The organism is Rickettsia sp. Tenjiku01, from assembly GCF_001653015.1.
In the GTDB taxonomy this organism is placed as follows: Bacteria; Pseudomonadota; Alphaproteobacteria; order Rickettsiales; family Rickettsiaceae; genus Rickettsia; species Rickettsia rickettsii.
Genome location: NZ_BCMR01000022.1, coordinates 15,640 through 28,637, shown reverse-complemented (window position 1 = coordinate 28,637; position 12,998 = coordinate 15,640). Strand labels below are relative to the sequence as shown.

Sequence of the window (12,998 nt, the reverse complement as noted above, 5' to 3'; positions counted from 1 at the left end):
ACACTCCTGAGATTGCTGCATCAAAACTTACAGTTTTGTCTCGCAATGACGATGACGATTTTGGTATCCACAACGCACACCATTAACTCAACTCGAGTGCCGCCTCTTCTAGAGTTTTGAGCTGATCACGAAGTTTTACGGCTTGTTCAAATTCAAGATTACTTGCGGCTTTAAGCATTTCTTTCTTTAATTTATCAATATGGGTTTTTAGCTTAGTAGGATTATCAAATAAAGTATGAGCTTGTTTTGTATCAAGCTTACTATTGATTGTCTCAAATTCTGCTAAAGCGTGAATAGCACGGTTGATGGTTTTTGGAATTATGCCGTGTTTTTCATTATATTCCTGCTGAATTTGTCTTCTACGCAACGTTTCACTAACGGCTTTATCGATAGATTTAGTCATTTTATCGGCATAAAGTATAACTCTACCCGCGCTATTTCTTGCAGCTCTTCCTATTGTTTGTATTAACGATACTTCCGACCGCAAAAATCCCTCTTTGTCTGCATCAAGTATAGCAACTAAGCCGCATTCAGGGATGTCAAGCCCCTCCCTTAATAGATTAATACCGACTAAAACATCAATAGTACCTTGTCTTAAATCTCGTAAAATCTCTATACGCTCTAGAGTATGAACGTTAGAATGTAAATAAGAAGTTTTATATTTTAGCTCCTGCAAATAGGCGGTTAAATCTTCTGCCATTTTTTTAGTTAAGGTGGTGACTAGAACACGAAAACCTTGAGCGATAGTGGTTTGAATTTCGCTAATTAAATCCTCAACTTGGTTAGTAGCGGGTTTGATAATACATTCAGGATCAAGCAGTCCAGTAGGTCTGATAATCAATTCTACAACCGTGCCGCCGGTTTCTTCTAACTCAAACGGTCCTGGAGTTGCAGATACAAACACAGTTTGTGGTCTAAATTTTTCCCATTCTTCAAATTTTAAAGGTCTGTTATCAAGTGCAGAGGGTAGACGAAACCCATGCTCTACCAACACTTTTTTCCTTGCTCGATCGCCGTTATACATCGCTCTAATTTGCGGTACGGATACATGGCTTTCATCAACAAATAATAATGCATCTTCTGGTAGGTATTCGAATAATGTAGGAGGCGGCTCACCGGCATTACGTCCTGTGAAAAAGCGAGAGTAGTTTTCAACGCCTTTACAGTTGCCGGTTTCCGTTAACATTTCAAGATCATATTGAGTACGTTGATTTAGCCTTTGAGTTTCAAGTGGTTTGTCTTGTGACTTTAAAAACTCTAAGTGTTTTTGTAATTCTTCTTCAATACCTGATATGGCATTATTGACCGTTTCTTGAGGCATCACAAAATGTGAATTACCAAAAACCATAGCTTTATCGAGCTTAGCAAGTGTTTCACCTGTTAGGGGATCAAATTCATGGATATATTCGAGTTCATTACCGAAAAACGATAAACGCCAAGCTTTATCGCTGTAATGTGAGGGGAAAAGATCGATGTTGTCGCCTTTAACTCTAAAACAGCCACGCTCAAATCCGATATCGTTACGCTCATATTGTAGATTTATCAAATCGTTTAGTAGCTGATCACGAGGGTAGCTTTGACCAGGCTCTAGATTAACCATCATTTGGTAATATAAATCGGGAGAGCCAAGGCCGTAAATACAGGAAACGGAAGAAACTACTATAACGTCACGACGCTCTAATAGCGATCTTGTAGCGGCATGACGCATTAAATCAATTTGTTCGTTAATTGATGAGTCTTTTTCTATAAAAGTATCGGTGCGTGCTATATAAGCTTCGGGCTGGTAATAATCATAATATGAGACAAAGTATTCAACGGCATTCTTTGGAAAAAGCGATTTCATCTCTGAATAGATTTGGGCAGCTAAAGTTTTATTATGAGCCATAATAAGAGTAGGACGATTAGTTCTCTCTATAATATTTGCCATAGTAAAGGTTTTGCCTGATCCCGTAATACCAAGCAACATTTGTGAGCGTTTTTTGCTATTTAACCCTGCTATAATTTCATCTATTGCTTTTGGTTGATCGCCTGCCGGTTTATATTCTGAGATAATAGAAAAATTATTCATGCATTTTTACTTGCTTTAAAAACTATAGTTTAAGATAATATATTAAAATCTAACAAAAAAATATAATATTATGAATAAAGCTATATTACACACAATTATTATTTATACTCTCGCTAGTTGTCCTTATTGTATAAAAGCTAAAGCATTGCTTGATAAGAAAAATGTTGCTTATGAGGAAATTGAAATAAGTAATTTTACTCAGGAAGAGAAAGAAAAATTTATTAAGAAATCCGGTGGAAAAAAGACCGTTCCGCAGATATTTATAGATAATATGCATGTTGGCGGTTGTGATGCTCTGTTTGATCTTGAAAAAGAGGGAAGGCTAGATAAGTTGTTAGAAAATCAGCCAAAGACGACTTCACCTGCTGCCGGAGCGTAATTAATAAAAACGTCATTGCAAGGAAATTACGCAGTAATTGACGAAGCAATCTAAGGAGTTTGTTATCATTTTATGAGATTGCCACGCTTCCTACGGTCGCTCGCAATGACGATTTAGTATCCATGCGAGCAATGCCCGCTTGCAATGATGCTGAAAACTACCAAAACTTCAAAATGTCCAAAAATAAAACTCACAAAAATTCATTTTCTCTACTTCTGCCGTATTTATGGTCGAAGTATACGCCTGCGTATTGTGACCTCTCTTATTTGTCTAGTCATAGCTAAAGTAGTAAATATTTTCGTTCCTATTGTTTATAAATATATAATAGGTGGGCTAAATAAAAACTTTGCTCTTTCGGTTATTATCGGGATTATTGTTACATATGGCAGAACAAAAATACTTGTTCAACAGTGAATTACGAAATATCTTTTTTTCAAAAGTAGGGCATCAAGCAACTCGCTTAGTTGCTCTAAATGTCTTTAAGTACATGCTTTAAGTATGCGTTTTCACATTACTAGAAAAACAGGGGGGTTCAGTAGGTCAATAGAGCGTGGTACTAAAGGTATTGAAGCGGTACTGCGGTATTCGTTATTTAATATTTTTCCGACAAGCGTAGAAATTATATTAGTAAGCGGGATGTTATGGTATGTTTACAGTATTTGGTTTGCCGTAACTATTTTAATAACAATGATAGTTTATGTTGGTTATACTTGCCTAATCAGTACTTGGCGTATTTCTTTTGCAAGGGAAATGAACCAAAGCGATAACACCGCCAATAATAGAGCAATCGATAGTTTACTGAATTTTGAGACCGTTAAATATTTCGGTAATGAAGAATATGAGGCGATAAAGTTTAATGAGGTTTTACAAACTTATGAAAATCAGCTACTAAAACTACTAACAGCCTATCGATTTTAAATATCGGGCAGGATGTTATAATATCCTTAGGGCTTGTTAGCCTTATGATACTTTCAGCAAATGCTATTAACCAAAATAAAATGACCGTCGGCGATTTAATAATGGTTAATACTTATCTATTTCAGCTATCAATTCTGCTTTCAATACTTGGCTTTGCTTATAGAAAAATTAAAAACGCTCTAGTTAGTATGGAAGATATGTTTAAGCTGCTTGATATATCTGTAGAAGTAGAGGATGCTTTGAACGCTAAGGAGCTAATTATCTTAAAAGGTGCGGTTAGTTTCGATAATGTTAGCTTTGCTTATAATCAGGAACGTCCGATTAATATAAGTGTTACGATCAAGAGCGGTAAAACTTTAGCAGTAGTTGGTATTAGCGGGGCAGGGAAATCGACGATATCACGCTTGCTTTTTAGGTTTTACTATATTAATAGCGGCAATATTACTATTGATGGTTAGGATATAAGAGAAGTCACACAACAATTGCTGCGTAAATCTATTGGAATTGTCCTGCAAGATACGGTACTGTTTAACGGTACGCGATATATTACAACATCGCATACGGTAATAATGCAGCAAGCTACGATGAAGTTATAGCAGCCTCAAAAAATGCTCATATTCATGAGTTTATTAGCACGTTACCCGAAGGGTATGAGACGCAGGTAGGCGAGAGAGACTTAAAGCTTTCGGGCGGTGAGAAAACGTATTGCAATTGCAAGAACCATCTTAAAAAATCCAGCAATATATATTTTTGATGAGGCAACAAGTTCGCTTGATACTAAAGCCGAAAAGCTAATTCAAACAAGCCTTAAAGAGAGCTCGGCTCACCATACTACCCTTATCATTGCCCATAGACTCTCAACTATTATCGATGCAGATGAGATTATCGTTTTAGATAACGGTTATATAGTTGAGCGGGGCAACCATAAAACCTTGCTACAGCACAAAGGCTATTATGCCGAACTTTGGTATAAACAGCAAGAAGAGGAACATTCTTAAAATTTATCATTATATCAACTACAAGCTTTGTTAAGTGGTTTGGTAAAACCAGCTCGATGTCATTCCCGCGGAGGTTTTGTTGCGTGGATATCAAGTCGTCATTGCGAGCGAACGTTAGTGAGCGTGGCAATCTCAGGAATTCTTCTCAAGATTGCTGCGTCAAATTACTATGTAATTTTGCTCGCAATGACAAAAAAACTGATCCACGCAGGAATGACATGGATAGCTAATTGATATTTCAAAAAATTGGCTAAAATCTCTTGCAAGAATAGCGGTGACGTGATTCTGGGCTTTCAAAGCCTCTATCCTAAGCGGTATTATCAGCCGTATAAATGGTATAATCCTCGACTTCATGGTCGGGGGATAGTAGCTATGTACAAGGTTTAAAGTGTAAGCTTTAAACCTAAAAGCTATTATAACTGTTCTGTAACGGTTCTTTGAACGTCCCAACCACCCGAAGTTAAAATCTTCGGTGGTTAAAACTTGAGCAATTTAAGTGTAATCACGGGAGCAACTACATGTTCAACAAAAATAATAAATTATTATCTAAAATATTACCGTTCTCTAAGAAAAATAAAGATTTAGCAAAACTAAGATCTAAGTTTAAACAAAGGTTAGCAGAACAGGTAACGGTAGATGAGATAACAAGAATAGAGCAGCGTGCATTATATTTAGAAAGTATAAAATAATTCTAATATATAATAAAGTTTGTTAACTTTTACGATTATGTTATTGCATAGAAACGGTTGATGTCGTCATTGTAAGCGACTAAAGGCCTTGTTGTATGGCTCGTTTATGTCATTTTCACGCAAGCGGGAATCCAGTAAAAAATGATAAAACAAAGAAAATTACATAAAAATTTAGTATATAATTTGCTTAAAAAACTAGATTCCTGCTTTCGCAGGAATGACATTGGCATCCGCGCAACAATGCCCCGCAGCAATGACATCGGTAACTTAGAAACAATGCCACGATTATAAATACAAGCAATCCTTGAAAGAAATTTATTATGTCTCTATTATTAAATATAATTCATTAAATTTAAGGCTAAGTAATCGTGACTGATAAATCTTCTTCTAATTTAGTACCGGTAAATATCGAAGATGAGATGAAAGTATCTTATCTTGATTATGCTATGAGCGTTATAGTAAGTAGAGCTATACCGGATGTTCGGGACGGCTTAAAGCCGGTACATCGCCGAATTATCTATTCCATGCATGAAGCCGGTAATCATGCTAGTAAACCTTATAGAAAATCCGCTAGAATAGTCGGTGACGTGATGGGTAAATATCATCCGCACGGCGATAGTGCTATTTACGACGCGTTAGTACGTATGGCACAAGATTTTTCCTTGCGTTTACCGCTTGTAGACGGGCAGGGTAATTTCGGTTCGATGGATGGTGATGCGGCGGCAGCAATGAGATATACCGAATCTCGAATGGCCAAAGTGTCGTATAAGCTCGTAGAGGATATCGATAAAGAGACTGTCAGCTTTAACCCTAATTACGATGGTTCTGAAGAAGAGCCTTCCGTACTTCCTGCAATGTTTCCCAATTTATTGGTGAACGGTAGCGGAGGCATTGCGGTCGGTATGGCAACTAATATCCCGCCTCATAATCTTGGTGAGGTTATCGATGCGTGCTGTTTATATATAGATAATAACGATATAGCAATATTAGATTTACTTGAAGTTGTTAAAGGACCGGATTTTCCTACAGGTTCAATGATTTTAGGCATTAGCGGTATTAGATCGGCATATCTTACCGGTAGAGGTAGTATCATTATACGAGGTCGAGCTGAGATTGAGAATATCGGTAATAGCCGTCAAGCAATTATTATTACCGAAATACCGTATATGGTAAATAAGGCAAGGCTCGTTGAGAAAATCGCTGAAGCGGTTAAGGAAAAGCGTATAGAAGGTATAAGTGATTTACGTGATGAATCGAATAAAAACGGTGTAAGGATTTTTATTGAGTTAAAGAAAGACGTAGTTGCTGAAGTAGTCTTAAATCAAATATACGCATGTACGCAGCTACAAACTAGCTTCGGTGTTATTATGCTTGCTCTTAAAGACGGGCTACCGAAAGTGATGAATTTGAAAGAAGTAATTGCAGCTTTCGTTAGTTTTAGGGAAGTAGTAATTACTAACCGTACTATATATTTACTCAATAAAGCAAGAGATAGAGCTCATATTTTACTAGGACTAACTATTGCCGTTAGTAATATCGATGAAATAATACGTATTATTAAAGCTTCAAATGACCCGAATGCAGCTAAACAAGAATTAATGGCTCGTCAGTGGGAAGCATTAAATATCCTACCTCTTGTAAAGTTGGTTGATGATAAAGCAATGTTAAACGAGCAGGGTAAATGTAACTTTACCGAAGTGCAAGCTAAGGCAATCTTAGAAATGAGATTGCAACGCCTGACCGCTATGGAGAAGAACAAGCTTGAAGAGGATTTAAAGAACCTCACTACGGAAATCACCGAATATCTTAATATACTTGGCTCTCGTACAAGGTTACTTGAAATTTTAAAGGAAGAGCTCATTAAAGTTAAAGAAGAATTTGCGACTCCTCGTCTTACTTCAATTGAATTCGGCGCATTTGATCAAGATATAGAAGATTTAATTCAGCGTGAAGAAATGGTTGTAACCGTAACGCTTGGCGGGTATATCAAGCGTGTACCTCTAAGTAGCTATCGTGCGCAAAAACGTGGCGGTAAAGGAAGATCAGGGCTTTCAATGCGTGATGAAGATATTACCACGCAAGTTTTTGTCGGTAGTACCCATACTCCTATGTTGTTCTTCTCAAATATCGGTCAGGTTTATAGTTTAAAACTGTATAAACTGCCTTTAAGTAATCCGCAGGGTAAGGGTAGACCGATGGTTAATATATTACCGCTGAAAGCAAATGAGCATATTACGAATATTATGCCGCTACCTGAAAATCAGGATGAGAGGGATAATTTAAACATTATGTTCGCAACTGCCAAGGGTAATATCAGAAGAAGCGATTTATTAGATTTCAAAAAGCTTCAGTCGAACGGTAAAATTGCTATTAGGCTTGATGAGGACGATAAATTAATAGACGTAAAACCATGTAAAGAAGACGAGCATATTTTACTTGCTACCAAAGCCGGTAAAGCTTTAAGATTCCCTGTTGAATCGCTGCGTGTTATTAAGAGCCGTACTTCTGATGGGGTACGAGGTATGAAGCTTGCCAAAGAGGATTCCGTAATTTCTATGACTGTGCTTAAAGGTATTAGTAGTACAAAAGAGGATAGAGATGCTTATTTATCCGTGCCGTGGGAGCAGAGATTAGAGATTGCTAAAGGTGAGGCGTTTAATCCTGAAGAACTTGGTGTAAGCTTAACTGCCCCGGCTATTGTAGAAATGGCAAATTCCGAAGAATTCATTTTAACCGTAACTGAGAACGGTTTTGGTAAGAGAAGCTCAGCTTATGGCTATAGAATTACTGACCGTGGCGGTAGCGGTATAATCAATATGGATATTAACGACAAAACTGGTTTAGTCGTCGGTGTTATGCCGGTTAAAATGGATGATGAGTTAATGCTGATTACCAATAGCGGTAAGTTAATTCGCTGTAAACTTGAGTCAGTACGTATTACGGGACGTAACACTAGCGGCGTAATCCTATTTAAGCTAGATGATGGTGAAAAAGTCGTGTCTGTCTCTTTAATTGCTGAAACTGCTGAAAGTGAAGAAGATAGTGAGTTAGAGGAAGAGGGATTAGAGCAATCTGAAGAGGTGTAAGGGCTGAGGCGTTGTTATTCCCGCATAGCTCTTAAAAAGCTCTCGATGTCATTCTTGCGAAAGCATTTTGCATAGATACCTAAGTCGTTATTGCGAGGAGGTATTGTTGCGTGGACCGGTAAAACCCACTGTGTCACCCCGTGGTCAAGCCACGGCATGAAAGAGGTGAAATTGCTTCACGCAACAATGCCTTGCGAGCAGCCATAGGCTACGTGGCAATCTCATGAAATAATAAAACTCCTGAGATTGCGTACGTACAAATTACTTTGTAATTTGTCTCGCAATGACGTTAATTTATTAATTGATCTGCTTTTAGTTAACAATACCCCCCCAAAAGAACTTCTAGAAAAGTATTGCAACACTAATTTTTCTCTCTATAATAACTGTATATTGAATTTTATGCAAATATTAACTTTCCAGTCTTTTTTTACTACTATAACCGGTCTAAGCCGATAACAATATCTCTATATTTTTCTTTTAATTATATTCATCTATTTAAATTAACTAATTATTAGGTAAGTTTTATGTTGCGTAAAATGCCACTTATTTTAATGGCTATTATCATAGCTATCATATTGTTAAACCCACTAATGAGTTTAGCAGTACAAAGGTTATTGTATTCAATAAGTCTATCTATTTCTATAATTGGATTATTTCTGCCTTTAATTATTTTTGGTTTACTTTTTAAATCTGTTGTAATGCTAGCCAAAGATGCAACACGTATAGTTTTCTTAATATTATTACTCTAGTATGTGGGTCTAATGTTTGTTCTACCTTCATAAGTCATTATGTAGGTATATACATATATCAATTCGCTTTATCAATGATCTCTCCTATAGAAAATGATAGCTTAAAGCCTTTATGGTTGCTTAATTTTCCTAATATTATTTCTAATGATAAAATCGTATTTAGTAGTATTATCTTAGGCTTTATTTCCTCAAAATTGTGTGCTGAAGTTGCAATTGGATTGGCTTGTAAGCTAGAAGCATTTGTTGCAAAAATATTGCGATTGTTGATCTATATAATACCCTTATTTATAATGGGCTTTATCGTAAAACTACAGAAGTATTAGATATAATTATTAAAGATTATATGTTCATTTTTGTGATGATCGTATTTGCTCAGTTTGGTTATATCTTTCTTGCTTATTTTAAGTAACTGTTGAGTTAAGGAATGATAGCTAGCCTTAGTAATATGATGCCAGCGTCTATAAGTGCAATGTCTAGTGTTATAAGTATGCCACTTAGTATAATAGGAGCGGAAAATAATACAAATAATAAAACACTCGCTTGTACCGTTGACCAATAACAGTCAATATTTATCTTGTTGGCGATTGTTTTGCCATATCGATTTTGGCTTATGCTATACTAAAAAGTTATGGATTAGCTGCACCTACTTTGTTTAATTATTTTACTTTTTATTTTGTATTGGCAAAATTTTCAGTAGCAGCTATACCAGGTGGTAGAATTATTGTAATGCTCCCTATACTTGAACAATATCTAGGTTTTAATACTAATATGATGTCTCTGAATTACAGCTCTTTATATCTTATTTGATCCTGTGATCACTTGTGCTAATGTTTTAGGAAATGGTGCTTTTGTTAAACTGATAGATAATATATATAGTGTAACTCAGAAAGCTTAATTTAAGCAAATTTGCACAGAGCAAGTCATGTTCCACCGTGAGCATTAATAAATATTTAAGCAATAGGACGAGGTTTCTCAAAATACTCTAGGTTCTTGCATGCAGAAAATTAAATTATTTGTATTTTTAGATATTTTTGAGCAAAAATTAATAAGAATGCAAGAGCCTAAGATCTCTTTTGCTTTTAAAGTAATTTGATAAATTAGATATTTGTGTTCCTGAAATTATTATTTTTTATGAAGAATTAGTGAATTTTTTAATCAAATCTCAAATATTATATAATTGATTTAAAAGAGAAAAAGTATATAATCTTTGTGTGGAAAGTGATATATTGGTAATAAATTATGATGTGGTTATTAATTGCGATTGGTTTAACCGTTGCGGTTCTTATTATAGGGGTAGTATCGATGGCTATCGAAGGAAAGTTTGATAAGAAATTTAGTTCAAAGTTAATGACTTTAAGGGTTTTTTTTCAGGCAGTTGCTATATTTTTATTGATTATAATGTATTTTTATAAAGTTAATTTATAAATGTCTGAAAATAACTCAAAAGCTACTTAATCGATTTCTCTAATTTCTTCACGTAATTCTTCCCATTTGTCTAAAATTTCTTCTAATGTAACTTCTTCGGCTTTTTTTTCTCCATCTTCAAAGTCCTTTAAATCTCTAATCAGTTTCTCTAGCTTTAATAATGAAATTTTTTTTTCATTATACTGATCGCTACAATGTTCTTCGAGTTGTTCGGCAATTTCTTCAATATCACCCCAATGCATTATTATTCCTCCTTAATTTTATGCAAGCCTTATTTATTAACATGTTATCTGATATTTGCTATTATTTTTTACTAAATATTATTAATTCGACAAATTATTGCAAATAGGTGAGTTTATTATGCAACTATTGCCGGAATTAGGCAGGTTTGCTTTCTTTACATTTTGGTGATTTTATAGTATATTAAAATTAAATATTAAGATTTAATTATGTCAATATTACCGATAGTAACGGCACCTGATGAAAGATTAAAGCAGAAATCTCAGCCGGTTTTAGAGTTTACCGATCAAACACGAAAATTTATGGATGATATGCTTAAAACTATGTACCATGAAGACGGTGCAGGGCTTGCAGCAGTACAAGTAGGGGTATTGAAACGTATTTTAGTAATTGATATACAAGATCATGATTCGGTAGCAAGACCAAAAGATTTTTATCCGCTTTTTATAGTGAATCCTGAAATAATAGAAAAAGCAGAAGAGCTAGTTACGGCTAACGAAGGTTGTATCTCATTACCGGAGCAACGTATTGAGGTGGCAAGATCGGAATCTATAAAGATTAGGTATTTAGACTATCATGGTAAATCGCAAGAGCTTAAAGCAAATGATTGGCTTGCAAGAGTTATCCAGCATGAGTATGATCATTTAGAAGGTAAGCTTATGATTGATTATTTAAGTAATTTAAAACGAGATGTAGTACTTCGTAAGCTTAAGAAACTCAAAAATAATATAGTGTGAAAGTAATCTTTATGGGAACGCCTGAATTCGCTGTTCCCGCTCTTAAAAAACTTATAACTCATCACGAAGTTAAAGCTGTTTTTACACAGCAACCTAAAGCTAAGGGCAGAGGACTTAACTTAGCTAAATCTCCAATACATCAATTAGCATTTGAGCATCAAATTCCTGTTTATACTCCTTCTACTCTTCGTAATGATGAAATAATAAATCTAATTAATAAAGTTAATGCTGATATTATAGTTGTTATTGCCTATGGTTTTATTGTGCCGAAAGCTATATTAGAAGCTAAGAAATACGGCTGTCTTAATATCCATCCATCCGATTTGCCTCGTCACAGAGGAGCGGCTCCTCTGCAGCGTACTATTATAGAGGGTGACCGGAAAAGTAGTGTATGTATTATGCGTATGGATACAGGGCTTGATACAGGTGATATATTGATGAAAGAAGATTTTGATTTAGAAGAAAGAACAACATTGGAAGAACTGCATAACAAATGTGCAAATCTCGGAGCGGAGTTATTAATTAAAACACTTGCAAATATCGATAATATAGTACCAATAACACAGCCAAGTGAAGGCGTTACGTATGCTCATAAATTAACTAAAGAAGAAGGAAAAATTAATTGGCATGAATCCGCATATAAAATAGATTGTAAAATAAGAGGCATGAATCCTTGGCCCGGAGCATATTTTAGTTATAATGATAAAATAATTAAAATCCTTGAAGCAGAATATTTAAATGCGGATCATCACTTTACTGCCGGTACCGTTATTAGCGATAAGCTGGAAATAGCTTGTGGAAGCGGTATATTGCGAGTGAAAAAACTTCAGCAAGAGAGTAAAAAAGCTTTGAATATAGAAGAATTTTTACGTGGTACAAATATTTTAAAAGATACAGTATTAAAATAAGAGTATCATTATGATGGGTAAAGATAAACAAGCAGTTAGGTTTAATGATAATTGAGACGTTAAGGAGTTTACCTCAAAGCTTGAAAAGAATAGTGATATTTATTCTTTAAAAAGGAAAGTAATTAATATAGTAGATGATGAAGTAGAGGATCAAACTAATCTACTTACGGAAACTCAATTTCTTGTGCAAAAAACTCCACATGGTAAAACATCTCAATATGAAATTAGCGGCTTTATTAACAAAGCCGGCGAACATATAAACGCTCCAAAGTAAATAAAAGAAATTTCAAAATTATACGCTCATGCCGTATTTGCTGATTGAAAAATATTTTAGGTAAATTTGATAAGAACGGTAATTTAAGTATAACTAAAGATTTTGCAATTGATGAAAATCCAGTCTTTAGAAAAGACGGTAAATTATTATGGGTTAAAACTCAAAGCGGTTTGATAAACAGAGAAGGAGAAATGACAGCAGTAAATCATATTTTACAAAAAGGTAGATTTTTGTTTGAAGATTTAGGCGGTAAGGTAGATACAAAATTAGGGACCACCAATCTAAACAAAAAGTCGACAAAGCCTACTTTAAAAAGAGGTTTAAATAACTTTAAGCCCTCTCATAAGAAATAAAATTCAAATTATTTGAAATTAGTGTTTGACAAGCTTTAAAAATATAGATATAAAATCATCACACAAAGTTTGAAACGTAAAACTTTGTAGCTGTTTAAAAAGTTGATAAAGCTAAAAACTAAATACACCGCGATAATAAAAATTTATATCGTGAGTAGATGCTGACAATAATTG

At 34.9% G+C, this 12,998-nt stretch carries 10 protein-coding genes and 5 pseudogenes; 12 read left to right on the top strand and 3 right to left on the bottom strand.

Annotated features, from left to right (window positions below; genetic code table 11):
* Positions 1-82: 82 nt before the first annotated feature.
* On the bottom strand, positions 83-2,068 hold the full coding sequence (gene uvrB / locus TENJIKU01_RS05950; protein WP_064429575.1) for an excinuclease ABC subunit UvrB: 1,986 nt from the start codon (positions 2,066-2,068) through the stop codon (positions 83-85).
* A 70-nt stretch (positions 2,069-2,138) separates the two neighbouring features.
* Between uvrB and grxC the strand changes: the two genes are divergently transcribed.
* The 4 genes and pseudogenes from grxC to gyrA all read left to right on the top strand — a co-directional run bounded on the left by grxC (position 2,139) and on the right by gyrA (position 8,138).
* Positions 2,139-2,447 carry a glutaredoxin 3 gene (grxC, locus tag TENJIKU01_RS05945; RefSeq protein ID WP_064429574.1) on the top strand — a complete coding sequence of 103 codons (309 nt, stop codon included), beginning with the start codon at positions 2,139-2,141 and terminating at the stop codon, positions 2,445-2,447.
* A gap of 173 nt (positions 2,448-2,620) precedes the next feature.
* Positions 2,621-4,363, top strand: a pseudogene (locus TENJIKU01_RS05940) (ABCB family ABC transporter ATP-binding protein/permease).
* A gap of 518 nt (positions 4,364-4,881) precedes the next feature.
* On the top strand, positions 4,882-5,052 hold the full coding sequence (locus tag TENJIKU01_RS09005; protein ID WP_172795055.1) for a hypothetical protein: 171 nt from the start codon (positions 4,882-4,884) through the stop codon (positions 5,050-5,052).
* Between the two features lie 368 nt (positions 5,053-5,420).
* Complete coding sequence (gene gyrA / locus TENJIKU01_RS05935) at positions 5,421-8,138, top strand: DNA topoisomerase (ATP-hydrolyzing) subunit A (RefSeq protein ID WP_064429573.1); 2,718 nt, start codon at positions 5,421-5,423, stop codon at positions 8,136-8,138.
* Positions 8,139-8,649: 511 nt separating this feature from the next.
* Here the strand turns inward: gyrA and TENJIKU01_RS09935 are convergent.
* Positions 8,650-8,918: pseudogene (locus TENJIKU01_RS09935) on the bottom strand (hypothetical protein).
* 43 nt (positions 8,919-8,961) lie between these two features.
* Between TENJIKU01_RS09935 and TENJIKU01_RS07905 the strand changes: the two are divergent.
* From TENJIKU01_RS07905 to TENJIKU01_RS05910, 5 genes and pseudogenes are all read left to right on the top strand, one after another.
* Complete coding sequence (locus TENJIKU01_RS07905; protein WP_227780058.1) at positions 8,962-9,210, top strand: transporter; 249 nt, start codon at positions 8,962-8,964, stop codon at positions 9,208-9,210.
* A gap of 101 nt (positions 9,211-9,311) precedes the next feature.
* A complete protein-coding gene (locus TENJIKU01_RS07900) occupies positions 9,312-9,446 on the top strand; it encodes a transporter (protein WP_227780056.1) in 135 nt (44 codons plus the stop codon).
* 44 nt (positions 9,447-9,490) lie between these two features.
* A pseudogene (locus TENJIKU01_RS10800) lies at positions 9,491-9,782 on the top strand (cation:dicarboxylate symporter family transporter).
* 99 nt (positions 9,783-9,881) lie between these two features.
* Positions 9,882-10,002, top strand: a pseudogene (locus tag TENJIKU01_RS09930) (peptide deformylase); the annotation flags it as partial.
* 124 nt (positions 10,003-10,126) lie between these two features.
* Complete coding sequence (locus TENJIKU01_RS05910; protein WP_010976936.1) at positions 10,127-10,312, top strand: twin transmembrane helix small protein; 186 nt, start codon at positions 10,127-10,129, stop codon at positions 10,310-10,312.
* Between the two features lie 26 nt (positions 10,313-10,338).
* On the opposite strand, the gene iscX is transcribed toward TENJIKU01_RS05910, so the two are convergent.
* The gene (iscX, locus tag TENJIKU01_RS05905) at positions 10,339-10,554 is read right to left on the bottom strand and encodes a Fe-S cluster assembly protein IscX (RefSeq protein ID WP_064429571.1); all 216 of its coding nucleotides are present in this window, start codon (positions 10,552-10,554) and stop codon (positions 10,339-10,341) included.
* 207 nt (positions 10,555-10,761) lie between these two features.
* Between iscX and def the strand changes: the two genes are divergently transcribed.
* The 3 genes and pseudogenes from def (at position 10,762) to TENJIKU01_RS05890 (ending at position 12,824) form a co-directional block, all read left to right on the top strand.
* Positions 10,762-11,289, top strand: a complete 528-nt coding sequence (gene def / locus TENJIKU01_RS05900) for a peptide deformylase (protein WP_064429570.1) — start codon at positions 10,762-10,764, stop codon at positions 11,287-11,289.
* Complete coding sequence (gene fmt, locus TENJIKU01_RS05895; RefSeq protein ID WP_064429569.1) at positions 11,286-12,197, top strand: methionyl-tRNA formyltransferase; 912 nt, start codon at positions 11,286-11,288, stop codon at positions 12,195-12,197. Before def ends, fmt begins: the two co-directional genes overlap by 4 nt.
* Before the next feature lie 184 nt (positions 12,198-12,381).
* Positions 12,382-12,824: pseudogene (locus TENJIKU01_RS05890) on the top strand (hypothetical protein).
* Positions 12,825-12,998: the final 174 nt, after the last annotated feature.

What these genes read in the sequence shown, in the direction of transcription:
- uvrB (WP_064429575.1), bottom strand. Translation starts at nt 2,068, where the DNA reads ATGAATAATTTTTCTATTATCTCAGAATATAAACCGGCAGGCGATCAA.
- grxC (WP_064429574.1), top strand. Translation starts at nt 2,139, where the DNA reads ATGAATAAAGCTATATTACACACAATTATTATTTATACTCTCGCTAGT.
- TENJIKU01_RS09005 (WP_172795055.1), top strand. Translation starts at nt 4,882, where the DNA reads ATGTTCAACAAAAATAATAAATTATTATCTAAAATATTACCGTTCTCT.
- TENJIKU01_RS07905 (WP_227780058.1), top strand. Translation starts at nt 8,962, where the DNA reads ATGATCTCTCCTATAGAAAATGATAGCTTAAAGCCTTTATGGTTGCTT.
- TENJIKU01_RS07900 (WP_227780056.1), top strand. Translation starts at nt 9,312, where the DNA reads ATGATAGCTAGCCTTAGTAATATGATGCCAGCGTCTATAAGTGCAATG.
- TENJIKU01_RS05910 (WP_010976936.1), top strand. Translation starts at nt 10,127, where the DNA reads ATGATGTGGTTATTAATTGCGATTGGTTTAACCGTTGCGGTTCTTATT.
- iscX (WP_064429571.1), bottom strand. Translation starts at nt 10,554, where the DNA reads ATGCATTGGGGTGATATTGAAGAAATTGCCGAACAACTCGAAGAACAT.
- def (WP_064429570.1), top strand. Translation starts at nt 10,762, where the DNA reads ATGTCAATATTACCGATAGTAACGGCACCTGATGAAAGATTAAAGCAG.